The organism is Terrabacter sp. BE26 (assembly GCF_041941675.1).
Taxonomy (GTDB): domain Bacteria; phylum Actinomycetota; class Actinomycetes; order Actinomycetales; family Dermatophilaceae; genus Terrabacter.
This window is the reverse complement of sequence record NZ_CP090122.1, coordinates 1,393,490-1,420,423: the sequence shown is the minus strand read 5'-3', so window position 1 is coordinate 1,420,423 and position 26,934 is coordinate 1,393,490. Positions and strand designations below refer to the sequence as shown.

Here is a 26,934-nt window from a genome sequence, read left to right as displayed (position 1 = left end):
CTCGCCCCCTGCGTGACCCTGCTCGCCCCGGTTCGACCGGGTTCGGACCGCCTAGTCGTGGACGAGACCCACGACACGGGCCACATCGTGGGAATGGCGCGGCCGACGGCATACGCGGATGGGACGCTGGGCGGCATGCGCGCGGTGACCCAGAGCAAGAAGCTGCAGAACGTCTGCTACGAGATCCGGGGGCCCGTCCTCGCCGAGGCCAAGCGGCTCGAGGACGAGGGGCACCGCATCCTCAAGCTCAACATCGGCAACCCCGCGCCGTTCGGCTTCGAGGCGCCCGAGGACATCCTCGTCGACGTCATCCAGGAGCTGCCGACCGCGCAGGGCTACAGCGACAGCAAGGGCATCCTGTCGGCCCGCCGCGCGGTCAAGCAGCACTACGAGGTGCGCGACTTCCCGGCCCTCGGCGTCGAGGACATCTACCTCGGCAACGGTGTCAGCGAGCTCATCGTCATGGCGATGCAGGGCCTGCTCGACTACGGCGACGAGGTGCTCATCCCTGCGCCCGACTACCCGCTGTGGACCGCGGCCGCGAGCCTCGCCGGCGGCACCGCCGTCCACTACGTCTGCGACGAGCAGGCCGGCTGGGCGCCCGACCTCGACGACATCCGCAGCAAGATCACCGACCGCACCCGCGCGATCGTCGTCATCAACCCCAACAACCCGACCGGCGCCGTCTACCCGCGGGACGTGCTCGAGGCCATCGCGCAGGTGGCCCGCGAGCACGAGCTGATCGTCATGGCCGACGAGATCTACGACAAGATCCTCTACGACGGCGCCACGCACACCTCGATCGCCTCGCTGGCGCCCGACCTGCTCTGCCTGACGTTCAACGGCCTGTCCAAGGCCTACCGGGTGGCCGGCTTCCGCTCCGGCTGGCTGGCGATCACCGGGCCCAAGGAGCACGCCCGCAACTACCTCGAGGGCCTCGACATCCTCGCCAACATGCGCCTGTGCGCCAACGTGCCCGCGCAGCACGCGATCCAGGTCGCGCTCGGCGGCTACCAGTCGATCAACGAGCTGATCCTGCCCGGCGGGCGCCTCCTCGAGCAGCGCAACGTCGCCTGGGAGATGCTCAACGCGATCCCCGGCGTGTCGGTGAGCAGGCCGGAGGGCGCGCTCTACCTCTTCCCGCGCCTGGACCCCAAGGTCCACGACATCCGCGACGACGAGCGCTTCGCCCTCGACCTGCTGCGCGAGCAGAAGATGCTCGTCGTGCACGGCACCGGCTTCAACTGGGCCACGCCCGACCACTTCCGGCTCGTGTTCCTGCCGCGGGTCGAGGACCTCGAGGACGCCGTCGGTCGGCTCGAGAAGTTCCTGTCGACGTACTCGCAGTAGGTCGTCTGCCGCTTCACGCCTGCTTCAGCGGGAGGTGGCCCACCACTTGAGCAGGAGCCCGAGCACGGCACCCCAGACGACGGTGAGGACGAGGCTGAGGACGATGGCGAGCAGCGCGGGCTTGCGGCCGGCCCGCTCGTGGCGCGCGAGACTGAGGCCGGCGAGCGCCAGCCCGAGCAGCTGCGGCAGGAACACGAACCCGAACACCACCGCGGACAGCGACGCGACGACGGCGCCGCGCGCCAGCGGCGCCTCGGTGGCCAGCCGCGGCAGTGCCACGTCCTGGGGACGTTCGGGCTCGCTCACGCGTTCAGGGTAGCGATGAACGTGACGACTGCCTCTCGCGCGACGCGTCCGTATGCCGTCCGCCCGGCCTCGCGGCTCGGCCTCGCGGCGGGCGCGGGCCTCCTCCTCCTCGTCCTCGGCCTAGCGGCGTGCAGCAGCTCCGACCCCACACTGGCCGACGTGCCGTCGGACGTGGCCAGCGCTCGCCCGACGATCTCGGCGGAGGAGGCGAAGTTCGTCCTCGCGGCACAGAAGCTCGGGGCCAAGGTCACGGGCGCGTCGGTGGACGACGACATCCAGACCGGGACCACGACGTGCTGGGCCCTCAAGAACGGCGGCGTGAACCTCGGCCAGATCGCCGTCGACGGTGAGGACCGGCCGTTGCCCGACACCGGCGACGGGCTGCGGACCAAGCAGCTGATGGCCGCCGGCGTGCAGGCGTTCTGCCCCGACTACGACGCCCAGATCGCGCAGCTCGAGCTGCCCTGAGGTGGCCGCGCGGCCCTTCGCCTCGGCTGCCTACCGGTCCCAGGTCTCCGGCCGCCCGTCTCGTGCCGCGAAGGCGTGGAGCGCATCGAGGTCGGACGGCGGTGAGAGCACGTAGTCCTCGACCCACCGTGACACGTCGGGGAAGCCGCTGTCCTCCAACAGCGTCCGAGCCACTGCGTCGGGATCGATCCGCGTGGTGCGCAGCTGGACACCCCGGGAGTCGAGCAGCGCCCAGGGCACTCCCCGGCTGCCGTACGGCATACCGACGCTGCCGCTGTTGACGACCCACCGCCGGTCCACGAGGCGTGCGAACGGCATGTGGGTGTGGCCGCAGCAGACGATGCGGACCGCGTCGGGCAGACCGGCGAGCACCTGCGCCCACTGCGACGGGCGGGTGTCGACGAGCACGACCTCGTCGTCGTCCCGGGGACTGCCGTGGCAGAACAGCACGTCCCCCAGCCCCTCGAGCGGGAGCGTCACCGGGTGCCGGAGCCCGTCGAGCAGGGCCACGTGGCGGTCGCTCAGCTGGGCGGCTGCCCAGAGGTCGACGGCCGGGGTGCTCTCGGGGAGCTGGCCGCCCCGGGCCGCGGTGACCAGGTCGCGGTCGGCGTTGCCGCGCACCAGCACCACGCGGTCGCCGAGTGTCACGAGCCGGTCGAGGACCTGCACCGGTTGCGGTCCGGCAGCCAGGTCGCCGGTGACCACCACGAGGTCGGCGGCCGCGACCTCGGGCTACGCGAGAACGGCCTCCAGGCAGGGGAGCACCCCGTGGATGTCGCTCAGCACGGCGACGGACAGGACCATGCGCCCCACTATGCCAACGGCATTCCGGCACGGATGCCGAAGCAGCAGGTGCACTGCCGCTGGCGCAAGAGTGCGCTTCGCCGGAATAGCCCGACCCACCTCGCCCGTTGCACCCTTGTGAGTCCTGCCGCCAGAGCCCAGCTGAACATCCTCGACCTCGTGCCCGTCCGCGAGGGCGGCACCCCCGCTGAGGCGATCGCCTCCACCGTGGAGACCGCCCGCCACGCGGAGAGATGGGGCTACCAGCGCTACTGGATGGCCGAGCACCACAACATGCCCGGTGTCGCGTCGAGCTCGACGGCGGTCCTGATCGCCCACGTCGCCGACCACACCGAGACGATCCACGTCGGCGCGGGCGGCATCATGCTGCCGAACCACGCGCCCTACGTCGTGGCCGAGCAGTTCGGCACGCTCGCCACCATGCACCCCGGCCGCATCGACCTCGGCCTCGGTCGCGCCCCCGGCACCGACCCGTTCACGACGCGCGCGCTGCGCCGCAGCGAGGCCGCCGCGATGAACTTCGCCGGCGAGGTCGAGGAGCTCATCCGCTACCTCGGCGAGGTGGACCCCGACGCCAAGGTGCGCGCCATCCCGGGTGAGGGCACGCACGTGCCGATCTGGATCCTCGGCTCGAGCCACGGAGGAGCACAGGTGGCTGCGGCGCTCGGCCTGCCGTTCTGCTTCGCCTCGCACTTCGCCCCGGCGGCGCTGATGAGCGCGCTCGAGGTCTACCGCTCCCGCTTCACTCCCTCGACCCTGCCCGGCGGGCTCGACGCGCCGCGGACCATGGCCGGAATGAACGTCATGGTCGCGGACACCCAGGAAGAGGCGGAGCGTCTCTACACGAGCGTCCTCGCGCGGTTCCACAGCATCGTCACCGGACGCCGCGGTGGCGTCACGAAGCCGGTCCGCGACATCGACAGTCTCCTCGCGTCGTGGAGCCCGGCGGAACGCCAGGCCGTCTCGGACATGACCCGGGTGTCGCTCGTGGGCACGCCCGACACGGTGCGCGAGGGCCTGGCCGGCTTCGTCGAGGCCACCGGGGTGGACGAGGTCATCGTCACCTGCGGCGCCTACGACACCGCCGACCGGCTGCGCAGCTACGAGCTGCTTGCCGACGCCTGGCTCTGACGCCGTCCCCCCGTCACGCCGGCCGCCGGACGCGACCGCCTGCCACTCCACCACCTCTGAGAGGCTGCAGCCCATGAGCGAGAGAGACCCCAAGGACCTGCGCCGAGTCACCCTGACCCGCGACAGCGTCGGCCACTACACGGTGCGCAACGACCGCGGCGGCTCGATCCCCGTCAGCTCCGGCACCGACGAGCTGTCGCCAGTTGAGCTGCTCCTCGCCGGCATCGCCGGGTGCACCGCCGTCGACGTCGACACGGTGACGACGCGACGAGCCGAGCCCGAGCAGTTCGAGGTCGAGGTGACGGCGGACAAGGTGCGCGACGAGCACGGCAACCACCTGCAGGACATCGAGGTGCGCTTCCGCGTCCGTTTCCCCGACGGCGAGGGCGGCGACGCCGCTCGCGAGATGCTGCCCAAGCTCGTCCAGCGCTCCCACGACGAGTGGTGCACCGTCAGCCGCACCGTCGAGCTGGGCCAGAAGGTCGCGACCACCATCGAGTGACCACCGAGGGCGTATGCCGTCCGCCGCGGTCCGCGGCGGACGGCGCCCTGACGCGTCGGGTCAGTGACGCACGACCACCTTGTCGCCGACGCGGACCTGGAAGTAGAGCGACTTGACCTGCGCCAGGTCGGCGATGTTGACGCACCCGTGGCTGCTGCTCGCATAGCCGAGGCGGGCGAAGTTCGACGAGTAGTGCACCGCCTGGCCGCCGGAGAAGAACATCGAGTACGGCATCGGGGTGAAGTAGAGGTTCGAGATGACGTACTCGTACTTCCGGGACACCGAGAAGGTGCCCTCGCGCGTCTCACGCCCGGGACCGCCGAACCTCGCCCACATGACCATGAGCGGCTTGCCGTTGACGACCCACGTCAGGGTCCGGGTCGCCTTGTTGACGCACATGACCCGGCCGGTGCGGCACCGTGCGTCGAGGGATGCGAGGGTCGGCATGAGCGGGCGCAGCCCCGCGCTGAAGCGGTAGGTGTCGAAGGTGCCCGGGCGGTGGGTGTCCGCCACCAGCCGGCTCCACGTGCGCTGGTCGATCACGCCCGACTGCGGCAGGTTGTGCGTCTGCTGGTAGACGAGGACGGCCCGGTCGAGCGCCGACCAGTAGACGCCGGTGATGGCATACGGCCACCGGCCCACGGCTCGCAGCCGCAGCTGTGCCTCCTTGACCTGGGCTGCCGCGCCGGTGCGCGGGACCGCCGTCGGGGTGGCGGTCAGGGCGCGGAGGCGGCCCCACGTGCGCTGGTCGACGACCCCGCTCTGGGGAAGGTTCTGGGCCTGCTGGAAGGCGAGGACGGAGCGGTCGACGGCCGACCAGTAGACGCCGGTGATGGCATACGGCCACCGGCCGAGGAGCTCCAGGCGCACCTGCAGGTCCTTGACCGACGAGCTCGCGGCCTTCCGGCTGATCGCCGTCGGGCTGGCGGTCAGGGCGCGGAGGCGGTCCCACGTGCGCTGGTCGACGACTCTGCTCTGGGGAAGGTTCTGGGCCTGCTGGAAGGCGAGGACGGAGCTGTCGACGGCCGACCAGTAGATGCCGGTGATGGCGTAGGGGAAGCGGCCGAGGAGCTTGAGGCGGACCTGCAGGTCCTTGATGGCCAGGGCCGACGAGGTGCGGCCGATGATGGCGGGGACGGGCGCCGGCGGTGTGGTCGTGGTCGGCGGGGGCGTCGTGGGCGTCATGGTCGCCGCCTGCGCGGTCGCGGTCCTCGTCGCCGTGGTCGTTGGTGGCGCGGTCGTCGTCCCGGTCGTCGTGTCGACCGCGCTCGAAGCGGCGGGGGTCGGCGTCCCCGTCGCCTCGTCGGCGCGCGCGGACGGCGTCGCCACGGTGATCGCCGCCAGGACGGCGACCGCTGCGGCTGCGCCCGCGAACCGCTTCCTGCAGAGCTCGAGCTGCCTCATGATGTCCCCTGTCTTGTGCACCGAGGCGCCGCGGCGCACCGGTGGATCGATCGGGCGCGGACCGCGCGCCTCATTGTGGCAGCGCGGACGCTGTTCGGCGCGCCCAACTTCTCATCTGACGCGTCGGTCGGACGGAAGGTTGTCGACAGGTGTTGGCAGTTTGGTCGAGCCGTGCCGCTCAGCCGCCCGGCAGCTGCCGCACCGTGAGGATCTGCTCGGCGCGCCCGACCGGTCCCAGCTCGTCGTGCAGGGTGGTCGACGTAATGCCCAGGCCTGTCGGGCCCATCGTCACGGAGGTGTCGAAGCCGACCCAGCCACGCGCGGGCTCGCGGAAGAGGTGGACGGTGAGGTCGACGTTCGGGAACATCCACTCACGCGGCGAGACGCGTACGGCGATGCCGTTGGCGGTGTCGGCCAGTCGCACGAGATCCGCGGTGGGAGAGCAGGACTCGCCGTCGACGAGCGGATTGCGGGCGCGGATCCAGGCGCGCGTGCGGCCCGGGCGCCGCTCCCGGTCCACCCGGAACTCGAGACCCTCGATGTAGCCGCCCTCCCAGGTGTCCGCGCCACTCCACGGTTCCATCTCGTCGGGACCGGGGATCGGCGCCAGCTCGACACCGGCCACCGCCTGCGAGTCGTGCGCCGCGAGTCGCCAGGCCTCGGCTCGCACCACGGCGCGGTCGTCGACGAGCATCGTCGCCTCGACGAGCTCGATCGTGCGTCCAGGCCTGGTGGTGCGCACCTCGACCCGACTCGGCCGGGCCGGGATCATGCCGAGGATGTCGAAGGAGATGCGGGCCAGCTGCATGCCCTCGCGCGGCTCGTGCAGGTCGATCTCGTGGGCCAGGATGCCGCTGACCGGGGCCATGTGCTGCTCGTCGTCACGCCACGCGCCCTGCACGTGGACGGTCGGCGCATAGAGGCCCGGGCCGAGCCGCCGGTAGAAGGCGGCAGTGCCGCGGTCGAGCCCGAGGGCGGTGCTGATGCCGGTGTCGCTGGTCACCTGCCCACCCTAGGAGCAGTTCCGAGCGGGTCCGGGACCGGACCTCGGTCCGGGTGGTCGGAGAGCCCGAGCCCGAGGTCGACCATCCGCACGAGGCGGGGGGCGAGCTCGTCGACGGCGCCGGGAGGGAGGTCCCGCAGCGGGCCCTCGAGGGCGAGCATCGCCAGCCCGTGCACCGCCGACCAGGCCAGCAGCTCCGCACCGGGGCGCTCACGCTCGGACAGCACGCCGGCGTCGAGCATGGCGTCCAGGGAGTCCGAGAGCAGCTGGAAGGGTGTGCGGCCGCTGTCCCCGGACGCCTCCGCGGACCCGGCCCGGCTGAGGTCGACGGGCACGGCGAAGGCGGTGCGGAACAGGCCCGGCTCGTCCATGGCGAAACGCAGGTAGCCCACGCCCACCGCGCGGAAGCGGGCCCGGGCTCGTCCCGCGGGGTCGAGATCGGCCGGGACGGCGTCCATGGCCCCGCTGATCACGTCTGCGGCGCGGGCCTGCGCCCGGGAGACCACCTCGTCCAGGAGGGCGTCACGGTCGGTGAAGTGCCGGTATGCCGCGTTGGCCGAGACGCCCACGCGGCGCGTGGCCTCGCGCAGGACCACCTTGTCGGGACCGCCCTCGCGGGCGAGCTCGAGACCCGCCTCGAGCAGGGCCCGCCGCAGGTCGCCGTGGTGGTACGTCTCGCGAGCCGCAGGGGCCGGCGCAGCCGCCGTCCCGGCCGTCGTGGCAGCAGCCGACCCGGTGTCGGGCTCGCTCGCGGCGGACGGGGTCACAGGGCCATCATCCTCCGGCGCCGCAACGACCCCACGACGACTCCACGACGCCCTCAGAAGCCGGACCGTCGCGGGAGGACCGGCTGGCAGCGTCGTGTCACGACCCCGAGGACGTATGCCGGGTGCTGGCCTGCCAGTCGGATGTGCCCTCAGCCTTCGGCCGCGTCGTCGCCGAAGAGCTCGTGCAGGCACTCCTTGAACATCGTGGTGTGGGCCTCGACGTCGGCGGCCGTGGTGGCCGGGCTCATCAGGGCCATGTTGTGGAACGGGGTGAGCAGGATGCCGCGGTTGAGGGCGTAGAGGTGGAGGTACTGCTGCAGCTCGAAGTCGTCGGCGTCGTGGGCCTCCTGCCCGTTGTGGGAGGGGCGCGCGGAGAAGTTGTACTCGGCCCGGGCGCCGAGGCGGGTCACGTGCCAGTCGGCGCCCACCGCCTCGATCCCCGCCTGCACGCCGTCGGCCCAGGCGTCGGCGAGCGGCACCATGTGCTCGAACGCGTCAGCCGTCATGACCTGCTCGAGGGTGGCCTTCATGGCCGCCATCGACAGGCCGTTGCCGGCGAGCGTGCCGCCGATGCCACCCACGTCGATGTCCTCGAGCTCGATGGAGCGGGCGATGCGGTCGGCGATGTCCTGGCTGAACCCGAAGGTGCCGCAGGGAATCCCGCCGCCGATGGACTTGCCGATGACGAGCATGTCGGGCTCGAGACCGTGCGCGGCGGTGTAGCCGCCGGGTCCGGCGCAGATCGTGTGGGTCTCGTCGTTGATCAGGAGCGCGCCGTAGCGGGTGGCTAGCTCGCGGACGCCCTCGTTGTAGCCGGGGTCGGGCAGGACGATGCCGATGTTGGTGAGGGCCGGCTCGACAAGGATCGCGGCGACGTCACCGTGGGCGAGGGCGCGCTCGAGCGCGTCGAGGTCGTTGAACTCGACGACCCGCGTGGTCTCGGACGTGTCGACCGGCGCGCCGATGTTGCTGCGCCGGTTGACGGTCGAGCCATCGGGCCCCAATGTCGCGAAGGCCTCGTCGACCGACCCGTGGTAGCACCAGTTGTGCACGACGACCTTGCTCCGACCGGTGAGGTGGCGGGCGTAGCGGATCGCGTGGCGGTTGGCGTCGGTCGCCGTGAGGGTGAACTGCCAGTAGGGCAGGCCGAACCGCTCGGCCAGCCCGGTCGAGACGGCGATGGCGTCCTCGGTCGGGAGCATCGTGGTGATGCCGCGTGAGAGCTGGCGCTTCACCGCCTCCACGGTCGGGGCAGGCGAGTGGCCCATCATCGCGCCGGTGTCGCCGAGGCAGAGGTCGACGTGGTCGATGCCGTCGACACACGTGAAGTGCGCTCCCTCGGCGTGCTCGACGAAGAGGGGGAAGTCCCCGGGCCACTTGACCATCCAGCTCATGGGCACGCCGCCCGGCATGTGGGCGGCGGCCCGCTGCGCCAGGTCTCGCGACCGGGGGCGGGCGGCGGTGAAGGCGGCGCGCTCGCGGGCATGCAGCTCGGCGAGGCGGTTCCGGTCCACGGTGCTCATGCCCAGATCATGCCGTGAGGGAGCGGGCAGCGGAAGTGGTTGTCTGAAGTCCGGTTGACCACGGATTCCGAAGGCGTTGGAACGTCATTCCAGTGAAAGGGCATGGGCAGCGGTCGTCGCGCGCGGCCGGAAGTGGCATGATCCCGGCCATGCCCCAGACCGGTTTCCGCGGCCTCAGCCTCTGGCACGACACGATCGCCGACATCGAGCCGCGCCCCGCTCTCACCGCCGACCTCGAGGTCGACGTCGCGGTGGTCGGGGCCGGCTACACCGGGCTCTGGACGGCATACCACCTCGTCACGGCCGACCCGACAATCCGCGTCGCGGTCATCGAGAAGGAGGTCGCGGGCTTCGGTGCGTCGGGCCGCAACGGTGGCTGGTGCTCCGCCCTCTTCCCGGCCTCCCTGAAGCGGATGGCCGCCGAGCGGGGCCGCGACGCGGCCGTGCGGATGCAGCACGTGCTGCACGGGACCGTCGCCGACGTGGGCCGCATCGCCGCCGCGGAGGGCATCGACTGCCACTTCGACCAGGGCGGCTACCTCTCCGTCGCGCGCAACCCGGCGCAGCTCGAGCGGGTCCGCGCCGAGGTCGCCGACCACCGCAGCTGGGGCTTCGGCGAGGAGGACCATCGCCTCCTCGACGCCCACGAGGTGACGGAGGTGGCTGGCATCAGCAACGCCCTCGGCGGCTCGTTCACGCCGCACTGCGCCGCGATCCACCCGGCCCGGCTCGTCCGCGGACTCGCCGAGGCCGTCGAGCGGCGCGGCGTCCGGGTCTTCGAGCGCACCAGCGCGGTCGACGTCCACAGCCGCCGCGTCGTGACCCCGCACGGCACGGTCCGCGCCGAGCACGTCGTCCTGGCCACCGAGGGTTACACCCCGGCGGTGGCAGGCCGGCGCCGCGCCATCGCGCCCGTCTACTCGCTCATGACGGCGACCGAGCCGCTGCCCGAGGACACGTGGGCGCAGATCGGGCTGGAGAAGCGCACGACGTTCGCCGACAACCGGCACCTGACGATCTACGGCCAGCGCACCCGGGACGGCCGGATCGCCTTCGGCGGCAGGGGCGCTCCCTACCACTACGCCTCCAAGGTGTCTCCGCGCTACGACCGGGACGAGCGGGTGCACGCCGCCCTGCGCCGAATCCTCGTCGACCTCTTCCCGGTCCTCGACGGCGTCCGGTTCACGCACGCCTGGGGCGGCAACCTCGGCGTGCCCCGGGACTGGTTCCCGTCCGTGCGGCACGACCGCCACACCGGCCTCGGCTTCGCCGGCGGCTACGTCGGCGACGGGGTCGCGACGTCGGCGCTCGCCGGTCGCACGCTCGCGGCCATGATCCGCGGCGACGACCCGGACGACCTTGCGACGCTGCCGTGGGCCGGCCGCACCTCCCGCGACTGGGAGCCCGAGCCGCTGCGCTGGCTCGGCGTCAACGCCGTCACGGCCCTGATGACCTCGGCCGACTGGTCGGAGCGCCGCACCGGACGCCCGTCCCGCGCGGCCTCGACGTTCTGGGCGGCGCTCGGCCAGTAGGGGCTCCGCCTCCGTCCCCGGGATCACCCATGCCGTGCCGCCGCACGCCCCCATCGCGCGGCTCGATGTCCCATCCTTGGTCGGGGACCCTGTCGAAATCGCCCAGTGCCGTTCGTGGTCCCGGTGAGATCACCACGACCTGGAGGACCGGACCCATGAAGTTCCTGCTGACGGACAGCGGCGTCACCAACCCGAGCATCCACGATGCGCTCGTCGGGATGCTGGGCAGACCCATCGCCGAGTCCCGGGCCCTGTGCATCCCCACCGCGATGTACGGGCACCCCATGGCCGGCCCCGGCACCAGGGCCTGGCAGTTCATCAGCGGGACGTCGGAGAACCCCATGGTCGACCTGGGCTGGAAGTCCGTCGGGGTGCTGGAGCTCACCGCGCTGCCCAGCATCGACGCCGACCGCTGGGTCCCCCTCGTCGAGGAGGCGGACGTCCTGCTGGTCGCCGGCGGGGACGTCCTCTACCTGGCCCACTGGATGCGGCAGTCGGGGCTGACCGACCTGCTGCCGTCGCTCGACGAGACGGTGTGGGTGGGGCTGAGCGCCGGGAGCATGGTGATGACCCCGGAGGTCGGCGAGGACTTCATCCAGTGGAGGCCCCCGACCGGTGACGTCGGCCCGCTCGGGCTGGTCGACTTCTCGATCTTCCCGCACCTGGCCCCCGAGGGCATGCCGGGCAACACCATGGCCGAGGCGGAGAGCTGGATCCAGGGCATCGCCGGCCCCGCGTACATCACCGACGGGCAGACGGCCATCGCCGTCGTCGACGGCGACGTCGAGGTCGTCTCCGAGGGGACGTGGCACCTGCTCGCGGGCGGACGAACCGCTTCCGGTGCCGAGTGACCGGGTCGCGCAGTCGCAGGGCAGCAGGTCGGGCGCCCGGGCTGCGAGGTGGGCATCACCGCCGGCCGTATGCCGTGAAGGCACCGTCGACGAGCCGCGGCACCCGGTCGGACGCGTCGAGCTCGGCCGCGATCTCCACGTCGCTCGGCCAGCCCTGCTCGACGAGCTCCCGCCCACTGGCACACTCGCGCAGCCCCTGGGCGACGCGCTCCTCGACGGCCAGCCACGCCGCACCAGCGGCCTCGGCCTCCGGGCTGAGCAGCAGCGGGCCGGCGCGGTGCTCGAGCCGGGCGGCGAGTGCGGCGACGACGGCGCCGGCACCCCAGAGGTCCTCGACGGCAGGGCGGAGCGACCCGTCGGGCCAGCGCTCGCCGGCCGGGACGACGACCACGGCGGGCTGGGCCCGTGTGCCGCTCGACGACTCGAGCCAGCCGGCGAGCCAGGCAGCGACCGCCGCACGGTTGCGCAGCGACGCGGCCACGACGTCCGCGCCGGCGTCGGCCAGGACGGCGCTGATCGTCGACCCGTTCGGTGACGGCAGGACGAGGTCCTTCACGGTTCCGGCGGCGCGGATCGAGGCCGGCGACAGGCTGACGCCGCCCTCGGTCCGGGTCGCCGACCGCGGCCGGGCCAGCGTCGCGCCGACCGAGTCGGCGAAGGCCTGGGCCGACTCGTCCTTCCAGCGGTAGGGGTGCACTCGCATTCCGGCGTCCATCGCCACCGACACGCACGTCGTGAAGCTGAGGACGTCGACGACGACCGCGCACACCGGCGACCCGGCGGCGACGGCATACGTGCTCAGCGCCTCGGCGGCTGCGGGACCCCAGTCGAGGCGCACGACATGGCGGTCCTGCGAGTGCCACGGCTGCATGGGCCCCAACCTACGGGGCCGTGGGCGCGGGGGTCGTGGGCGCGGAGGTCGTCGACACGGTGGTCGTGGGCGGTGGTGCCGGGTCGAGGCGCAGGCTTCCGGCGAAGTGCAGGATCGTCAGGCCGGCGAGGAGCAGGAGGGTGGCAGCCGTCAGGGTCAGCACCACGGCGCGCCTGGACCCGAGGTCCACCGCGTCGGTCTGCTGTCCCATGTGCGCCTTTCGTCGACTCAGCGAGCCGTACCTTACGCGCCCGACCGACGTGGGGCGCGGTCAAAGGGGACCGGGCCTGCCCGGCCGGGTCGGGTGTCCGAGGCTGCGGACGAGACCGGCGGGCGCCGTGAGCCGGTAGGAGGTGTCGACGAGCTCGACGACCTCGTCCCAGTCGACCCCCTCGGCCCCGCGCGGGTTTCGCAGGTCGAGCATCAGCCAGCCGTGCGGGCCGAGGTAGCCGGGGACCACGAACCGCTCGTCCTGCAACAGGGCGGGCCGCTCGGTCTCCTCCGGCAGGACGAGAAGCGCCTGGCGGTACGGCTCGGGGTCGTGGTCGCCCTTGAGCACCCCGCCGTAGATCGCGAAGACCTTGCGGGTGAAGAAGCTCGGTCGGCCGTGCGAGACCTTCTCGTCGGTGCCCGGCAGCGCCAGGCAGATCGCGCGGAGCCGGTCGAGGTAGGGGTCCGCGCTGTCGAACATCACCGGGTGCGCCATCCGCTCACGGTAGGCGAGCGAGCGTCCTGAGGGACGGGATCAGGCCCCGCAGGCGCCCCCGCAGCCGCCGGCGCCGCACCCGCCACCGCAGCCACCACCGGCCGAGACCGGCTCGAGCACCTCGTGGCGGTGCTCCCACGCCGTCTCCAGCGCCTGGGTGAAGACCTCCGGGGGCTGGGCGCCCGAGACGCCGTACTTGCGGTCGAAGACGAAGAACGGCACCGACTCGATGCCGAGCATCTTGGCCGTCGCCTCGTCGCTGCGGACGTGGTTGCCGTAGTCGTCGGACTCGAGCATCGCCCGCACCTGGTCGCCGTCGAGACCGATCTCGGTGGCGAGCCCCACGAGTACGTCGCGGTCACCGACGGCCAGGCCGTCGGTGAAGTAGGCGCGCATCAGCCGCTCGTGGGCGACCTCGGCGAGGCCGTGCTCGGCGGCGAGGTGCACGACGCGGTGGGCGTCGAAGGTGTTGCCGTAGCGCGCCCGCTCCCAGTTGAACTCGAGTCCGAGCTCGGCGGCGGCCGCCGCCATCGACCGGTGCTGGGCGATCGCCTGCTCGCTGCTGGTGCCGTACTTGGCGGCGATGAGGTCGACGAGTGAGCTCTGCACGACGGGCTCGGCGCCGCGGTCGAGCTCGAAGCTGTGCCACGTCACCTCGACCTCGTCGGCGTGCTCGAACCGCTCGAGGGCAGCCTCGAGGCGGCGCTTGCCGAGGTAGCAGAACGGGCACACGATGTCGGACCAGATGTCGATCTTCACGGTCGTGCAACCTACCGGCGGTCGCGTGTGTTCCCCGCATCGCCGGAGCGTGCGTCACCTGCGGGGAAGGGCGTGTGCCGTCAGCTGCCGCGGGCGACCCGGCGCACGATCGCTGCGGCGGACTGCTCGTCCCGGGTCTCGGGCAGCCAGTGACCCGCATCGAGCTCGACGAACTCGTAGTCGCCGCCGACGTGCTCGCGGGTCAGCTCGGCGGCGGTCCGGCCGAGGAACGGGTCACGCGACCCCCAGACGTAGGTGGCGGGAACCTCGACCCGGTGCGCGCCGACGTGCGAGCTGCGGGCGGCGCGGTACCAGCTGATCGGTCCGGCGAGCGCGTCGGCGCGAGCCAGCCGGGCGGCATACCGGCGCTGGTCCTCGGGCGGCAGCCCCGAGCGGGTCAGGAGGGAGTGGAAGCCGGCCGCGAAGGTGCGCTCGGGCAGCCAGGGCAGCTGGAAGGCCGCCATGTACCAGGACTTGCGCTTCTGCTCGAGGGTCGCCGTGAGCGCGCGCGACATCGCAGCGGGGTGAGGCGTCGACAGGACGGTGACGGAGGCGACGCGGCCGGCATGGTTGCCGGCGACGAGCCAGGCCAGCGCCCCGCCCCAGTCGTGGCCCACCACGTGCACCCGCTCGCGGCCCGAGGCGTCGACGAGCGCGAGGACGTCGGCGACGAGCTCCTCGAGCCGGTAGGCGTCCCGCTCGCGGGGGCACGCTCCCGGCGAGTAACCGCGCTGGTCCGGAGCGAGGGTGCGCAACCCGGCCTCGTTCAGCCGCGCCGAGACCCGCTCCCAGCTGGACCGGTCGGTCGGGAAGCCGTGCAGCAGCACCACGACCTCACCGTCGAGCGGCCCCGCGTCCGTGACGTCGAAGCGCAGCCCGCCCCGGCTGAAGGTCGTGATGCGCTGGTTCGGGTCTCCCATGGCCCCATCCTGCCCGGTCCGGCAGGCCGCAAACCGTGGGCGCCCGCCCAGCGCCGCGACCTACTGTGGAGCCATGCCCGACGTGCCGGTGCCGGAGGTGTCGCCCTCCCGCAGCAACCTGCGGGTGCACCCCCCGTGGTGGCACCTCTCGCGCACCGGGCTGCTCTTCGGCGCCGCCTACTTCCTCACCTCGATGGCGCCCAGCCTGCTGCCGCGCACGTGGTACTACCAGGGCCTCATCAGCGGCCTCTGCGCTGCGGTCGGCTACGCGCTCGGCGTCCTCGTCGCCTGGCTCGTGCGGCGCATCTCGCGGCTCGTCGACCTGCACGTCACCGTGAGCGGGGAGGCACGCCACTGGCTCCTCGTGGCCGCACCGCTCTTCGGTGCCGTGGCGGTGCTGGGCCTGACCGTCGCCAACGTCCGCTCCCAGGCGCGCACGGCTGCCGTCGTGCACCTCGCCCCGCTCCACCCGCTCGACTGGGCGCTGGCGCTCGCGCTGGCCGCCTCGGTCGCCGTCCTCTTCCTCGTCCTCGCCCGGGGGCTGCGCGGCGCGACGCGCCAGCTCGCCGAGGCCGCCGGTCACGTGCTGCCCCGGACGATCGCCACCGTCGTCGCAGTGGTCGTCGTCGGCCTGGCCGCCGCCTGGGTAACCGACAGCGTGCTCTTCCACCGCACCATGCAGGCCTTCGCCGGCGTCGCTGCCCAGGGCAACACGGCGCCGACCGGCAGGCCGGCGCCCACCTCTGCGCTGCGCTCGGGAGGTCCGGGGTCGCTCGAGTCCTACGCCAGCCTGGGCTACCAGGGCCAGATGTTCGTCACGAGCGCACCGACGCCGGCCCAGATCACGGCCGCGACGGGCCGTGGGGCCATCGAGCCGATCCGGGTGTATGCCGGACGGACCGCCGACCGCACGGTGTCGGACGTCGCCGACGCCGTCGTCGCCGAGCTGAAGCGGACGGGTGCGTTCGAGCGGCACGTGCTGGCGGTCATCACGACCACGGGCACCGGCTGGGTGGACGACTGGTCGGCCCAGTCCATCGAGTACCTCAGCGACGGTGACAGCGCGATCGCCGCCATGCAGTACTCCTACCTGCCGAGCGCGATGTCGATGATGACCGACCGTGACACCCCCCGCGAGGCCGGCAAGGCGCTCTTCGACAAGGTGTATGCCGTGTGGCGCACCCTGCCCGAGGGACAGCGTCCCCAGCTGGTCGTCGGCGGCGAGTCGCTCGGCTCCTACGGCGGCCAGGCAGCGTTCGCCGACGCCCGCGACATGCTGGCCCGCGCGCAGGGCGGCGTCTGGGTGGGCACGCCCAGCTTCACCGACATCGCGGCGCAGCTCACCGCCGAGCGCACCCCGGGCTCGCCCGAGATCGTGCCGGTGGTGGACGACGGGCTGCACATCCGCTTCGCCGCGAGCGGGGACCAGCTCACCCACGACTACGAGGGGCGCGACTACGGCGTCTGGGACTTCCCGCGGTTCGTCTACGCGCAGCACCCCTCCGACCCGGTCGTCTGGTGGAACCCCGCGCTGCTCGGCGCCGAGCCGGACTGGCTGCGCGAGCCGCGTGGCCGCGACGTCAACCCCGACGTCACGTGGATGCCCTTCGTCACCTTCTGGCAGCTGACCACCGACATGGCGGCCGGGCACGACCCGCCCGACGGCTACGGCCACCGCTACGGTCCCGAGCTGGTGCCCGCCTGGGGCTCCGTGCTCGGCGGGTCGCCCACCGACGACTACTCCGCGGTGATCGCCGGCATCGAGAAGACCGTCAACCGGGTCGCGTGACCTAGTCTCGGCAGGTGCCGGCGCAGCGTTTCCACGGGCAGATCGCGGGCGTCGGGTCGACCTCCGGCGTGCGGGTCGTCGTCGGCTCGTGGCACCGGACACCGCTCGGGCCCTTCGGCGACGCGATGGTCGAGACGGCGAGCGGGCGCCGGGTCCTGGTCGCGCCGAGCCAGCAGGTGGCCGAGTTCATCGAGGCGACCTACGTGTTCGACGAGGTCCGTCTCGAACCGATCGAGGTCACGTCCGGGCCGGGCGGGTGGCGGGTCGCCTCCCCGTCGCTGGTGCTCGACCTCACGGTCGGGGGGCGTATGCCGCTCGGCCGGCTGCTGCGCGCCGTGCCCGGCAGGCTGGCGGCCAGCCCGGCGTGGGCGACGCTCGTGGACCCGGTCGCGCGCCGGGTGCTGCGCGGCGTGCGCACCCGGGGCACGGCGCTCGCCGGCCGCCGCGAGTACTACGGAGCGACTGACCTGCATGCCGTGACGGCGCTCGAGGGCAGCTTCGACGGCCTTCCCCTGGGCGCGGTCGCGCCCGTGGACCCGCCCTGCCGCTTCGGCTTCTCCTCGACCCCACGGAGCCCGTGCGTGACGACGGTGGTCACCACCGTCGTGACCCAGCGCCCGGTCGGAACCCTTGAGGGACAAGGGGACCCGAACCGCAGGACGTAGTGCCACGCCCGCTTGACCGACTGCGCCGTGGACGTGCACCTCGACGCCCTCGCCGGAGCGCCACGGGGGAGTGGACTCGGTTACGGGCAGAGGACGAGGGACCATCCCGGCGAGACCGGGTACGACGGGGGAGTGGGCACGATGATCGAGTTTCCCGAGCACGACCTCACCGCGTACCGCGCCGAGCCGGAAGGCGAGCCGCGCGGCGCGGTCATCGTCATCCAGGAGATCTGGGGTCTCGTCGACCACGTCAAGGACGTGGCGGACCGCTTCGCGGCGCAGGGCTATCTCGCCGTGGCGCCCGACCTGCTCGGGCACGTCGGGCTGACCCCGGAGGTCGGCGGCCGCATCTTCGACCTCATGATGCGTGGCACCGAGGAGGACCGGCTGGCGGCGCAGCCGCAGATGCGCGCGGCGACGACACCGGCACGGCAGCCGGAGTTCGCGGCGTGGGCGGTGCCCGCCCTGCGCCACGTCGTCGACTCGCTCGTCGACGAGCCGGGCGTCGAGGGCCGGGTGGGCGTCGTCGGCTTCTGCTTCGGGGGGACGTACGCGTTCGCCCTCGCTGCCGCCGACGAGCGGCTGCGCGCGGCCGTGGCGTTCTACGGCCACTTCCCCGAGAACGCCGACCCGGCCACGATCGCCTGCCCCGTCCTCGCCTTCTACGGCGAGCAGGACCACGGGATCACCGACGGCGTCCCGGAGCTCGAGAGCCGGATGGAGGAGGCCGGCGTCGACTTCACGGCGCGGGTCTACCGCGGCGTCGGTCACGCGTTCTTCAACGACACCTCGCCGTCGAAGTACGACGCCGAGGTCGCCGCCGACGCCTGGGACCGCACGCTCGCCTTCTTCGGCGAGCACCTTTCGTCGCTGCCGCAGCCCGATGTGCAGTAAGCCTGTGGCATGACTGACACCGCGCTGCCGCAGGACCCGGCCGGGCCGCTCGTCCTGGGCCCGATGCTGCGCTACATCGGCGAGACGGACGCGACGGTGTGGGTCGAGACGGCGAGCCGCGCCGTGGTCACCGTCCAGGCCGACGGCCGCGAGTGGAGTGCGGCGACCTTCCGGGTCAGGGGGCACCACTACGCGCTGGTGGTCGTCGACGGACTCGAGCCCGGCGGGGAGTGGGAGTATGCCGTCAGCATCGACGGCACGCCCGTGTGGCCCGACGAGCGCAGCGAGCTCCCCGCATCACGCATTCGCACCATCGACCGCCAGCGTCCCACGCGGCTGCTCTTCGGCTCGTGCCGCACGACGGCGCCCCACGACCGTGAGGGGCACCGGACCAACGGCGTGGACGCGCTGCGCACGCTCGCCCTCGCCCTCGCCCGGGACGAGCAGGAGTGGCCCGACCTCGTGGCCTTCCTCGGCGACCAGGTCTACGCCGACGACACTCCCGCGGCGATGCTCGAGTTCATCGCGTCCCGGCGCTCCCTCGACGAGCCGCCCGGCAAGGAGATCAAGGACTACGACGAGTACGCCTACCTCTACCGGCTCGCGTGGGGCGACGACGCCAACCGCTGGCTCCTCTCGACACTGCCGAGCTGCATGATCTTCGACGACCACGACGTCCGCGACGACTGGAACACGTCGTGGTCCTGGCACGAGGAGATCAACCGGATCCCGTGGTGGCACGAGAGACTCATGGGCGCCCTCTCCTCGTACTGGGTCTACCAGCACATCGGCAACCTCTCGCCCGGACAGCTCGCCGAGGACGAGATCTACACGCGCGTGCTCGAGGCCGCCGCGGACGGGCCCGATGCGGACGAGCTCGACCTGACCGAGGCGGTCTTCGACCTCTCACACCGCGTGGACCGGCACCCCGACGTCTACCGCTACAGCTACCGGCGCGACCTCGGCGACAGCCGCCTCGTGGTCGTGGACTCCCGCGCGGCGCGCGTCCTGGAGCCCGACCACCGCTCGATGCTCGACCCGGCCGAGATGCGCTGGCTCGACGAGCAGCTCACCGGCGACGTCGAGCACCTCCTCATCGGGACCTCCCTGCCCTTCCTGCTGCCGCCGGGGCTGCACGACCTCGAGGCGATCGACGAGGTGCTCGCCAGCCGCACCCGGGGGCGACTCCTCGCGCGGGCCGCGGAGAAGGCGCGCCAGTCCATCGACCTCGAGCACTGGGCTGCCTTCAACGACGGCTTCGTCGAGGTGTTCGACATGGTGCTGTCGGTCGCGCGGGGTGAGCGCGGCACCCCACCCGCCAGCGTCGTGTTCCTCTCGGGCGACGTGCACAACTCCTACCTCGCCGAGGTGGTCGACGCAGAGGAGTGTCAGGGCGCACGGTCGAGGATCGTGCAGGCCGTGTGCTCGCCGATCCGCAACCCCATGCCTCGAGGTGTCCGGATCATGATGTCGGCCTTCGCGCGCGGTCTCGTGCGGCCGATGCGGTTCGTCGCCGAGCGGTCGCAGCACGTGCCCGACCCGCCCTGCAGCTGGGAGGTGACCGACGGGCCCTGGTTCGACAACTGCTTGGCGCAGCTGAGCGTGCAGGGCCGTGACCTGTCCATCGTCTGGCGCGCGGGTCAGGTGCCGGGCGAGGACGACGAGCACCCGGTGCTCACCACCATCGCCAGCGTGCGGCTCCCGGCGCGCAGCTGAGCAACCGGGGAAGGGCAGTGGGACTCGCGGGTCGTGGCGAGCGGGCGGCGACGCGGCTAGGACAGAGGGCGCCGGTCAGCCGACGCGCAGGACGAGGATGCGGTCATCGCCCGCCCGCGGCGACGTCCGGCCGTCGCGGTTGCTCGTCGTCACCAGCAGCGTCCGGTCGTCGACGGCGAGCACGCTGCGCAGGCGTCCGTAGCGGCCGTCGAGGAACGCCTGCGGGTCGCCGGCGGCCGTCGCGCCGTCGAGGGGCACCCGCCACAGCCGCTCGCCCCTCAGCGCGCCGAGCCAGGCGGACCCGGCGGCGATCGCGATGTGGCTCGGTGAGCTCTGGTCCGGGCTCCACTGCACGACCGGCGACACGATGCCCGGCTCGGACGTCATGCCCTCCGTCTGTGGCCAGCCGTAGTTGCCGCCCCGTCGGATGAGGTTGAGCTCGTCGTGCAGGTGGTCGCCGAACTCGGCGGACCAGAGCCGGCCGGCGGCGTCCCACGCGAGGCCCTCGACGTTGCGGTGCCCGTAGCTCCACACCAGGGTGCCGAAAGGGTTGCCGGGGGCAGGTCTGCCGGTCGTGGTCATCCGCAGGATCTTGCCGCCGAGAGACGAACGGTCCTGTGCGAGAGGACGATCACCCGCCTCACCGGTCGTGGCCCAGAGGTAGTGGTCGGGCCCGAACGCGAGGTGCCCGCCGTTGTGGTGCACGCCGTGCGGGATGCCTCGGACGATGACCTGCGGCCTGCCGAGCTGTCGGCCCGCGGGTGCCGACGAGTCGTAGAGGAGGCGTGCGATGCGGTTGTCGGCCGAGGTGGAGAAGTAGACGAACAGCGTCCGGTCGGCGGCGAAGCGAGGGCTCGCGGCGATGCCCAGCAGCCCGCCCTCGCCCTGCTGGGCAACGTTCGACACGACGCCGGGGACCTGCCCGAGCAGGGTCACACCTCCGGAGGACAGGTCGACGCGTCGCACGCGTCCGTCGTCGCGGGTCGTGACCAGCACGCTCGAGCGATCGGGCAGCAGTGCGAGGCCCCACGGGACGTCGAGGCCGGTGGCGAGGGTGCGCAGCACGGTGACCGACCCGGTCGGCCGACCGGCTCGGGAGGCAGCCGACGGCGGGGGTGTCGCCCTCGGGGCCGACGTCGGGGAGCCGGACGAGCAGCCCCCCGTGGCAAGGGCGCCGGCGAGGGCCGCGGCACCGAGCATGCGCCGGGCGGGGTGGGATCGCGACACGGTCACCTCCATGGGGCCCGGGCTTCCGAACCTACCTGTCGGACCTGTGCACGGGTTGCCTGAGCGGTTCTCGGCACCTCACCAAACAGGACGGGTCCGGCCCACGGCGGTCCCGGAACGCTTCTCGCGCCACCAGCCGCAGGTGCATGCTGGTGTGGACGCCGGCCGCCGCAGGACTCCGGGGGAGGTGACCATGTCGGGTCGACTCGTCGGAGACGCACGTGTTCTGCGGCTGGCCGCGATCGGGGCCAGCTCCCTCGTCCTCGTCGCCGGGTGCACTCGCACGGCGGCGCCCGCTCGCACACCCGGAGGAGCGGGGTCGGAGTCCGTCCAGGCGACGGTGACCGCCCCCCTCACCGACAACACGACCGACAACACGACCGACAGCACGACCGGCGGCGGTGCCGGCGGGGGCGCCAGCGAAGGCGGAGGCAACCAGGCCCCGGGTTCACCCATCGACGTCCCGACGATCCCCGAGAAGCACCAGCCCATGGACGGGCTCCGTGCCTTCATCACGGGTCTCTTCGTCTCGGCGTGCGGCGGGGCGGATCTGTGCGTGCACCTCGAGTTCGGTGACGGCGCCTGCTTCGTCGGCTACGAGCCCGCGGCCCGAGCGGAGCGGGGGTCGACGGTCCGCGTGGTCACCGAGTCGCAGCAGGACTGCGACCGAGCCACCGGGCCGACCGGATCAGGGACCACAACCGACGGGACGCAGGGGCCCGAACCTTCGACGAACGCCCCGGGCACTGGGCCGCCCGACACCTCGACCGACCTCCCGAGCTCGGGGACGGCGGGGTCGTCGGCCGGCGGCGCTTCCCTGGGCAGGGGAGCGCCCGATGGCTCGTCCGGATGAGTGGAGCGAGCCAGAGGAGCTCGGGGCGCCGCCGACCGAGAGCACGTCAAACCTGCTGCAGGAGCTGCCGCCGGTCCTGAAGGTCCTCGGTCAGGTCGTCGCACCGGCGACGCTCATCACCGCGCTGCTGATCTTCTTCGGCTGGGCGCGCGCGACCGCCCTCTTCGGCTGGTTCGGCATCGACCCGACGTCGCTCGGCTTCTCCAGCACCGACTACCTCCTGACCAGCCAGGACGGTCTCTTCCTGCCGGGTGCGGTCATCGCGCTGGTGGTGCTGCTGCTGACCTGGGGGCTCGGCTCCCTGCGCCGCTCCGGTCGCGACTCGATCCTCCACGCCGCGTGGGTGTCACCCACCGCCGCGGTCGTGGGAACCGCGCTGGCGACGAACGGCGTCCTCGGCCTCTTCGGCGAGGGGGTGTGGACCGACCACCTCGTGGTCGCTCCGACGTGCCTGCTGCTCGGAGTCACCCTGCTCTCCGTGGCCGGGCAGACGGCGCGCGGGAGGCGGCCCGGCTACTCACGCGGGGTCGGGATCGCGGAGCTCACGGCCCTCACGCTCGTGGTCGCCATGGCCCTCTTCTGGGCGGCCGGTGACTACGCGGCGGCCGTGGGCCGCGGGCGTGCTGCCGAGCTCGCCGGCTCCTTGCACGCACGTGCCCAGGTCGTCCTCTACAGCGACAAGACGCTCGGCATCGCCGCACCGGGGGTCCGGACGCTGCGCTGCAGCGGTGAGTCCGCTGCCTACCGCTACCGCTACTCAGGACTGGTGCTCCTGCTCAACTCGAACGGCCAGTACGTTTTCCTGCCCGTCGGCTGGGACCGTCGTTCGGGAAGCGCCGTCGCCGTGCCGAAGAGCGGACAGATCCGGCTCGACTACCGCAGCGCCGGAGCCCTCGAGGACGCCCTCCCGACCTCCTGCTGACCCGTCGGCCGAAAGGTGCCGGAGGCGGAACAAAGCGGGGCCAGCCGAAGTTGAGCCTCGTGAGCGCAAGATTTGCGAGTCCGGCTTTGACAATCGCGTCGAGTCCGGAGCAGATTGAGCGAAGGACCTGTTTCCCAACACCCAGCAAGACACGACTCCAAGGAGCTCCCCATGGCACGTGCGGTCGGAATCGACCTCGGCACCACCAACTCGGCCGTCTCCGTCCTCGAGGGCGGCGAGCCGAGCATCATCGCGAACGCAGAGGGCGGGCGTACGACCCCGTCCGTCGTGGCGTTCTCCAAGAACGGCGAGGTGCTCGTCGGTGAGGTCGCCAAGCGCCAGGCGGTCACCAACGTCGACCGGACGATCCGCTCGGTCAAGCGCCACATGGGCACCGACTGGAAGTCGCCGGAGATCGACGGCAAGCGCTACACGGCGCAGGAGATCAGCGCCCGCATCCTGCAGAAGCTCAAGCGCGACGCCGAGTCCTACCTCGGCGAGACCGTGACCGACGCGGTCATCACCGTCCCCGCCTACTTCGACGACGCCGAGCGCCAGGCCACCAAGGAGGCCGGTGAGATCGCGGGCCTCAACGTCCTGCGCATCGTCAACGAGCCCACCGCTGCGGCGCTCGCGTACGGCCTCGACAAGGGCAAGGAGGACGAGCTCATCCTCGTCTTCGACCTCGGTGGCGGCACGTTCGACGTGTCCCTCCTCGAGGTCGGCAAGGACGCCGAGGACGGTTTCGCCACGATCCAGGTGCGCGCCACCAACGGCGACAACCACCTCGGTGGCGACGACTGGGACGACGTCATCGTCCAGCACCTCATCACCCAGGTGAAGAACAAGACCGGCCAGGACCTGTCCAAGGACAAGATCGCCATGCAGCGCCTGCGTGACGAGGCCGAGCGCGCCAAGAAGGAGCTCTCCACCGCGACGAGCACCAACATCTCGGCGCAGTACATCTCGATGACGCCCGAGGGTCCGATCCACCTCGACGAGAACCTCAGCCGCGCGCAGTTCGAGCAGATGACCAAGTCGCTCCTCGACCGCACCAAGGCTCCGTTCCACAAGGTCATCGAGGACGCCGGCATCAAGGTGTCCGACATCGACCACGTCGTGCTCGTGGGTGGCTCCACCCGTATGCCGGCCGTCAGCAACCTCGTCAAGGAGCTGACCGGCGGCAAGGAGCCCAACAAGGGCGTCAACCCCGACGAGGTCGTCGCCATGGGTGCGAGCCTGCAGGCCGGTGTCCTCAAGGGTGAGCGCAAGGACGTCCTGCTCATCGACGTCACGCCGCTCTCGCTCGGCATCGAGACCAAGGGTGGCCTGTTCACCAAGCTCATCGAGCGCAACACCGCGATCCCGACGAAGCGCTCGGAGATCTTCAGCACGGCCGACGACAACCAGCCCTCGGTCCTCATCCAGGTCTTCCAGGGTGAGCGCGAGATCGCCCAGCACAACAAGTCGCTCGGCACCTTCGAGCTGACCGGCATCGCGCCGGCGCCGCGCGGTGTGCCGAAGATCGAGGTCACCTTCGACATCGACGCCAACGGCATCGTCAATGTCAGTGCCAAGGACCAGGGCACCGGCAAGGAGCAGAAGATGACGATCACCGGCGGCTCGGCCCTGTCCAAGGACGAGATCGACCGCATGGTCAAGGACGCCGAGGCACACGCCGACGAGGACCGCAAGCGCCGTGAGGAGGCCGAGGTCAAGAACCAGGCCGAGCAGCTCGTCTTCTCGACCGAGTCCTTCCTCAAGGAGTCGGGCGACAAGGTCCCGGCCGACGTGAAGACGCCGGTCGAGGAGTCGCTCGCCGACCTCAAGGCCGCCATCGCCGAGGGCTCCGAGGCCAGCGCCGACGACATCAAGGCGAAGGTCGAGGACCTCAACACGAAGTCGCAGGCCATGGGCCAGGCGGTGTACGCCTCCGAGCAGGCGTCCGCGAACGCCTCCTCCGCGGGTGCCCAGGACGGCCAGACGGCCGATGCCGGGGCTGGGGCCGGCCAGGCTGCCGACGATGACGTCGTCGACGCCGAGGTCGTCGACGAGGACGAGGCCAAGGAAGCCAAGTGACCGAGTCCGAGCGCGATTCCACGGCCCGGGGCCACGGCGCCTCGGGTGCCCAGCCCGACGTGACCGCCACGGGCGCGACGGGTGCCGGCGGCGACGCCGGCACCCCGCCGCGGGCCGAGGCCCACGGGGACTCCCAGGCGGAGCGCCACCACACCTACTACGAGGGCGGCCCCGGCGCCTCGTCCGAGCCCGGTGGCGAGGACGAGTTCGACCACGCCGCCGGCCAGCCCGGCGAGCCTGCGCAGGCCGGTGCCGCGGCGGCGGCCGGCGACGGGGAGCCGGAGGGTGTCGCCCTCGCCGAGGAGGAGAGCATGGCCGCGACCCTGCTCGCGGACCTGCAGCGGCTGCAGGCCGAGTACGTCAACTACAAGAAGCGCGTCGACCGCGACCGTGAGGTCATCCGCCACACGGCGGTGGGCAGCGTCGTCGAGTCGCTGCTGCCCGTCCTCGACGACATCCACATGGCCCGCCAGGCCGGTGACCTCGCCTCCGGTCCGTTCGCGTCCATCGCCGAGAAGCTCGAGGCCACGCTCGGTCGCTACGGCGTCGAGCGCCTGGGCGAGGCCGGTCAGGAGTTCGACCCCAACGTGCACGAGGCCCTCATGCACGTCGAGGCGGAGCTTCCCGAGGGCGTGACGGGTACCACTGTCGTGCAGGTGCTCCAGCCGGGCTACCGCATCGGTGACCGGCTGGTGCGCGCGGCGCGGGTCTCGGTTGCCGACCCCGCCTGAGACGTCTGCCGCCGGGCTGCCACCGCAGCCCGGCGGCATACCCCAAGATGGGAGCAGCGTGAAGGTTTTCGCGACGAAGGAGGTGCGCCATGGCTAGTCAGGACTGGTTCGAGAAGGACTTCTACGGGATCCTCGGCGTGCCCCAGGACGCCGACGCGGCGACGATCAAGAAGACCTACCGCAAGGTCGCCCGCGACCTGCACCCCGACCACAACGTCGGGGACGCGAGGGCCGAGGAGCGGTTCAAGGAGGTCGGGGAGGCGTATGCCGTCCTGTCCGACCCCGAGAAGCGCCGCGAGTACGACGCCATCCGTGCCATGTCCCACGGCGGCGCCCGCTTCACCGCGGGTGGACCCGGCGGCCAGGGCGCGGGCTTCGAGGACATCTTCTCCGCCTTCGGCGGGGCAGGCGGGCCCGGTGGGCAGCGCGTCCGCTTCAACACCGGCGCCGGCGGCCAGCCCAACTTCGAGGACATCCTCGGGCAGATGTTCGGCGGTGCCGGACCCGGCGCTGGACCCGGCGCCGGCTACGGCGGCTACGGGGCCCCGGCGGGTCCCCGCCCGGGCGCCGACGTCCAGGCCGGCACGACCATCGGCTTCCGCGACGCCGTGGAAGGCTCGACGGTCTCGCTCAGCTCACCCGACCTCGGCCGCATCAACGCCCGCATCCCCGCCGGCGTCAAGGACGGGCAGCGGATCCGCCTGCGAGGCAAGGGCCGTCAAGGTGATCCCGGCGCTCCGGCCGGCGACCTGATCCTCACCGTGACCGTCGAGAAGCACCCCGTCTTCGGACGCGACGGCGACAACCTGACCGTCGACCTCCCGGTGACCTTCGCCGAGGCGGCGCTCGGGGCGACCGTCGCCGTGCCGACCCTCGACGGCGGCTCGGTCAAGGTCAAGGTGGCCCCGGGCACCCCGAGCGGCCGCGTGCTGCGGCTCAAGGGGCGCGGCGTCAACCGCGGTGGGCACACCGGCGACCTGCTCGCCAAGGTGCAGGTGCTGGTGCCGCAGCGACTGACCGACGAGGCGCGCGAGGCCATCGAGAAGATGGCCGCGGCGGAGAACGGCCACGACCCGCGGGCCGAGCTGTTCCGGCGCGCCCGCGCCTGAGGACGCGACCCACGACCGACCGACGACCGACCGACGACCCATGGAGAAGGTG

General features: G+C 72.2%; 27 protein-coding genes. 15 read left to right on the top strand and 12 right to left on the bottom strand.

Annotated features, from left to right (window positions below; all coding sequences use genetic code 11):
• The first annotated feature begins 135 nt into the window (after positions 1-135).
• Complete coding sequence (locus tag LQK93_RS06725; RefSeq protein ID WP_374971464.1) at positions 136-1,350, top strand: pyridoxal phosphate-dependent aminotransferase; 1,215 nt, start codon at positions 136-138, stop codon at positions 1,348-1,350.
• A gap of 24 nt (positions 1,351-1,374) precedes the next feature.
• Here the strand turns inward: LQK93_RS06725 and LQK93_RS06720 are convergent, their stop codons facing one another.
• Positions 1,375-1,656, bottom strand: coding sequence for a hypothetical protein (locus LQK93_RS06720; protein WP_374970771.1), 282 nt, complete (start codon positions 1,654-1,656; stop codon positions 1,375-1,377).
• Between the two features lie 21 nt (positions 1,657-1,677).
• On the opposite strand from LQK93_RS06720, the gene LQK93_RS06715 reads away from it, so the two are divergent.
• Positions 1,678-2,124 carry a hypothetical protein gene (locus LQK93_RS06715; protein ID WP_374970770.1) on the top strand — a complete coding sequence of 149 codons (447 nt, stop codon included), beginning with the start codon at positions 1,678-1,680 and terminating at the stop codon, positions 2,122-2,124.
• A 30-nt stretch (positions 2,125-2,154) separates the two neighbouring features.
• On the opposite strand, the gene LQK93_RS06710 is transcribed toward LQK93_RS06715, so the two are convergent.
• A complete protein-coding gene (locus LQK93_RS06710) occupies positions 2,155-2,832 on the bottom strand; it encodes a metallophosphoesterase family protein (protein ID WP_374970769.1) in 678 nt (225 codons plus the stop codon).
• 237 nt (positions 2,833-3,069) lie between these two features.
• Between LQK93_RS06710 and LQK93_RS06705 the strand changes: the two genes are divergently transcribed.
• Entirely contained in the window at positions 3,070-4,059 is a 990-nt protein-coding gene (locus tag LQK93_RS06705; RefSeq protein ID WP_374971463.1) for an LLM class flavin-dependent oxidoreductase, read from the top strand.
• Positions 4,060-4,132: 73 nt separating this feature from the next.
• A complete protein-coding gene (locus LQK93_RS06700; RefSeq protein WP_374970768.1) occupies positions 4,133-4,561 on the top strand; it encodes an OsmC family protein in 429 nt (142 codons plus the stop codon).
• Positions 4,562-4,621: 60 nt separating this feature from the next.
• Here the strand turns inward: LQK93_RS06700 and LQK93_RS06695 are convergent, their stop codons facing one another.
• From LQK93_RS06695 to LQK93_RS06680, 4 genes are all read right to left on the bottom strand, one after another.
• Positions 4,622-5,965: a peptidoglycan-binding protein gene (locus LQK93_RS06695; protein WP_374970767.1), complete on the bottom strand. Its 1,344-nt coding sequence runs from the start codon at positions 5,963-5,965 to the stop codon at positions 4,622-4,624.
• Positions 5,966-6,143: 178 nt separating this feature from the next.
• A complete protein-coding gene (locus tag LQK93_RS06690; protein WP_374970766.1) occupies positions 6,144-6,968 on the bottom strand; it encodes a thioesterase family protein in 825 nt (274 codons plus the stop codon).
• Complete coding sequence (locus LQK93_RS06685; RefSeq protein ID WP_374970765.1) at positions 6,965-7,735, bottom strand: TetR/AcrR family transcriptional regulator; 771 nt, start codon at positions 7,733-7,735, stop codon at positions 6,965-6,967. The genes LQK93_RS06690 and LQK93_RS06685 overlap by 4 nt, the downstream gene beginning before the upstream one ends.
• A 149-nt stretch (positions 7,736-7,884) precedes the next feature.
• Positions 7,885-9,258 (bottom strand): aspartate aminotransferase family protein, encoded by a 1,374-nt coding sequence (locus tag LQK93_RS06680; protein WP_374970764.1) that lies wholly within the window; start codon positions 9,256-9,258, stop codon positions 7,885-7,887.
• Positions 9,259-9,407: 149 nt separating this feature from the next.
• Here LQK93_RS06680 and LQK93_RS06675 point away from each other — a divergent pair, with 149 nt between their 5' ends.
• Entirely contained in the window at positions 9,408-10,790 is a 1,383-nt protein-coding gene (locus LQK93_RS06675; protein WP_374970763.1) for an NAD(P)/FAD-dependent oxidoreductase, read from the top strand.
• A 155-nt stretch (positions 10,791-10,945) separates the two neighbouring features.
• Positions 10,946-11,641 carry a Type 1 glutamine amidotransferase-like domain-containing protein gene (locus tag LQK93_RS06670; RefSeq protein ID WP_374970762.1) on the top strand — a complete coding sequence of 232 codons (696 nt, stop codon included), beginning with the start codon at positions 10,946-10,948 and terminating at the stop codon, positions 11,639-11,641.
• Positions 11,642-11,696: 55 nt separating this feature from the next.
• On the opposite strand, the gene LQK93_RS06665 is transcribed toward LQK93_RS06670, so the two are convergent.
• The 5 genes from LQK93_RS06665 to LQK93_RS06645 all read right to left on the bottom strand — a co-directional run bounded on the left by LQK93_RS06665 (position 11,697) and on the right by LQK93_RS06645 (position 14,897).
• Positions 11,697-12,512: a 2-phosphosulfolactate phosphatase gene (locus LQK93_RS06665; RefSeq protein ID WP_374970761.1), complete on the bottom strand. Its 816-nt coding sequence runs from the start codon at positions 12,510-12,512 to the stop codon at positions 11,697-11,699.
• Between the two features lie 10 nt (positions 12,513-12,522).
• Positions 12,523-12,723, bottom strand: coding sequence for a hypothetical protein (locus LQK93_RS06660; protein WP_374970760.1), 201 nt, complete (start codon positions 12,721-12,723; stop codon positions 12,523-12,525).
• Between the two features lie 60 nt (positions 12,724-12,783).
• Positions 12,784-13,218 (bottom strand): MmcQ/YjbR family DNA-binding protein, encoded by a 435-nt coding sequence (locus LQK93_RS06655; RefSeq protein WP_374970759.1) that lies wholly within the window; start codon positions 13,216-13,218, stop codon positions 12,784-12,786.
• Between the two features lie 39 nt (positions 13,219-13,257).
• Positions 13,258-13,977, bottom strand: coding sequence for a DsbA family oxidoreductase (locus LQK93_RS06650; RefSeq protein ID WP_374970758.1), 720 nt, complete (start codon positions 13,975-13,977; stop codon positions 13,258-13,260).
• 80 nt (positions 13,978-14,057) lie between these two features.
• Entirely contained in the window at positions 14,058-14,897 is an 840-nt protein-coding gene (locus tag LQK93_RS06645; protein WP_374970757.1) for an alpha/beta fold hydrolase, read from the bottom strand.
• Positions 14,898-14,970: 73 nt separating this feature from the next.
• Between LQK93_RS06645 and LQK93_RS06640 the strand changes: the two genes are divergently transcribed.
• The 4 genes from LQK93_RS06640 (at position 14,971) to LQK93_RS06625 (ending at position 19,961) form a co-directional block, all read left to right on the top strand.
• Positions 14,971-16,686 (top strand): alpha/beta hydrolase, encoded by a 1,716-nt coding sequence (locus LQK93_RS06640; protein ID WP_374970756.1) that lies wholly within the window; start codon positions 14,971-14,973, stop codon positions 16,684-16,686.
• 14 nt (positions 16,687-16,700) lie between these two features.
• Positions 16,701-17,351 carry a hypothetical protein gene (locus tag LQK93_RS06635; protein WP_374970755.1) on the top strand — a complete coding sequence of 217 codons (651 nt, stop codon included), beginning with the start codon at positions 16,701-16,703 and terminating at the stop codon, positions 17,349-17,351.
• A gap of 141 nt (positions 17,352-17,492) precedes the next feature.
• Positions 17,493-18,245: a dienelactone hydrolase family protein gene (locus LQK93_RS06630; protein ID WP_374970754.1), complete on the top strand. Its 753-nt coding sequence runs from the start codon at positions 17,493-17,495 to the stop codon at positions 18,243-18,245.
• Positions 18,246-18,254: 9 nt separating this feature from the next.
• The gene (locus tag LQK93_RS06625; protein WP_374970753.1) at positions 18,255-19,961 is read left to right on the top strand and encodes an alkaline phosphatase D family protein; all 1,707 of its coding nucleotides are present in this window, start codon (positions 18,255-18,257) and stop codon (positions 19,959-19,961) included.
• Positions 19,962-20,036: 75 nt separating this feature from the next.
• Here LQK93_RS06625 and LQK93_RS06620 read toward each other — a convergent pair whose 3' ends face one another.
• Positions 20,037-21,188: a PQQ-dependent sugar dehydrogenase gene (locus LQK93_RS06620; RefSeq protein ID WP_374970752.1), complete on the bottom strand. Its 1,152-nt coding sequence runs from the start codon at positions 21,186-21,188 to the stop codon at positions 20,037-20,039.
• A 193-nt stretch (positions 21,189-21,381) separates the two neighbouring features.
• Here LQK93_RS06620 and LQK93_RS06615 point away from each other — a divergent pair, with 193 nt between their 5' ends.
• The 5 genes from LQK93_RS06615 to LQK93_RS06595 all read left to right on the top strand — a co-directional run bounded on the left by LQK93_RS06615 (position 21,382) and on the right by LQK93_RS06595 (position 26,882).
• Positions 21,382-22,041, top strand: a complete 660-nt coding sequence (locus LQK93_RS06615; protein WP_374970751.1) for a hypothetical protein — start codon at positions 21,382-21,384, stop codon at positions 22,039-22,041.
• Positions 22,025-22,963 carry a hypothetical protein gene (locus tag LQK93_RS06610; protein ID WP_374970750.1) on the top strand — a complete coding sequence of 313 codons (939 nt, stop codon included), beginning with the start codon at positions 22,025-22,027 and terminating at the stop codon, positions 22,961-22,963. The genes LQK93_RS06615 and LQK93_RS06610 overlap by 17 nt, the downstream gene beginning before the upstream one ends.
• Positions 22,964-23,134: 171 nt before the next feature.
• Positions 23,135-25,042, top strand: coding sequence for a molecular chaperone DnaK (dnaK, locus tag LQK93_RS06605; protein WP_374970749.1), 1,908 nt, complete (start codon positions 23,135-23,137; stop codon positions 25,040-25,042).
• Positions 25,039-25,773, top strand: coding sequence for a nucleotide exchange factor GrpE (locus LQK93_RS06600; protein WP_374970748.1), 735 nt, complete (start codon positions 25,039-25,041; stop codon positions 25,771-25,773). The genes dnaK and LQK93_RS06600 overlap by 4 nt, the downstream gene beginning before the upstream one ends.
• An 89-nt stretch (positions 25,774-25,862) precedes the next feature.
• Entirely contained in the window at positions 25,863-26,882 is a 1,020-nt protein-coding gene (locus LQK93_RS06595; protein ID WP_374970747.1) for a DnaJ C-terminal domain-containing protein, read from the top strand.
• Positions 26,883-26,934: the final 52 nt, after the last annotated feature.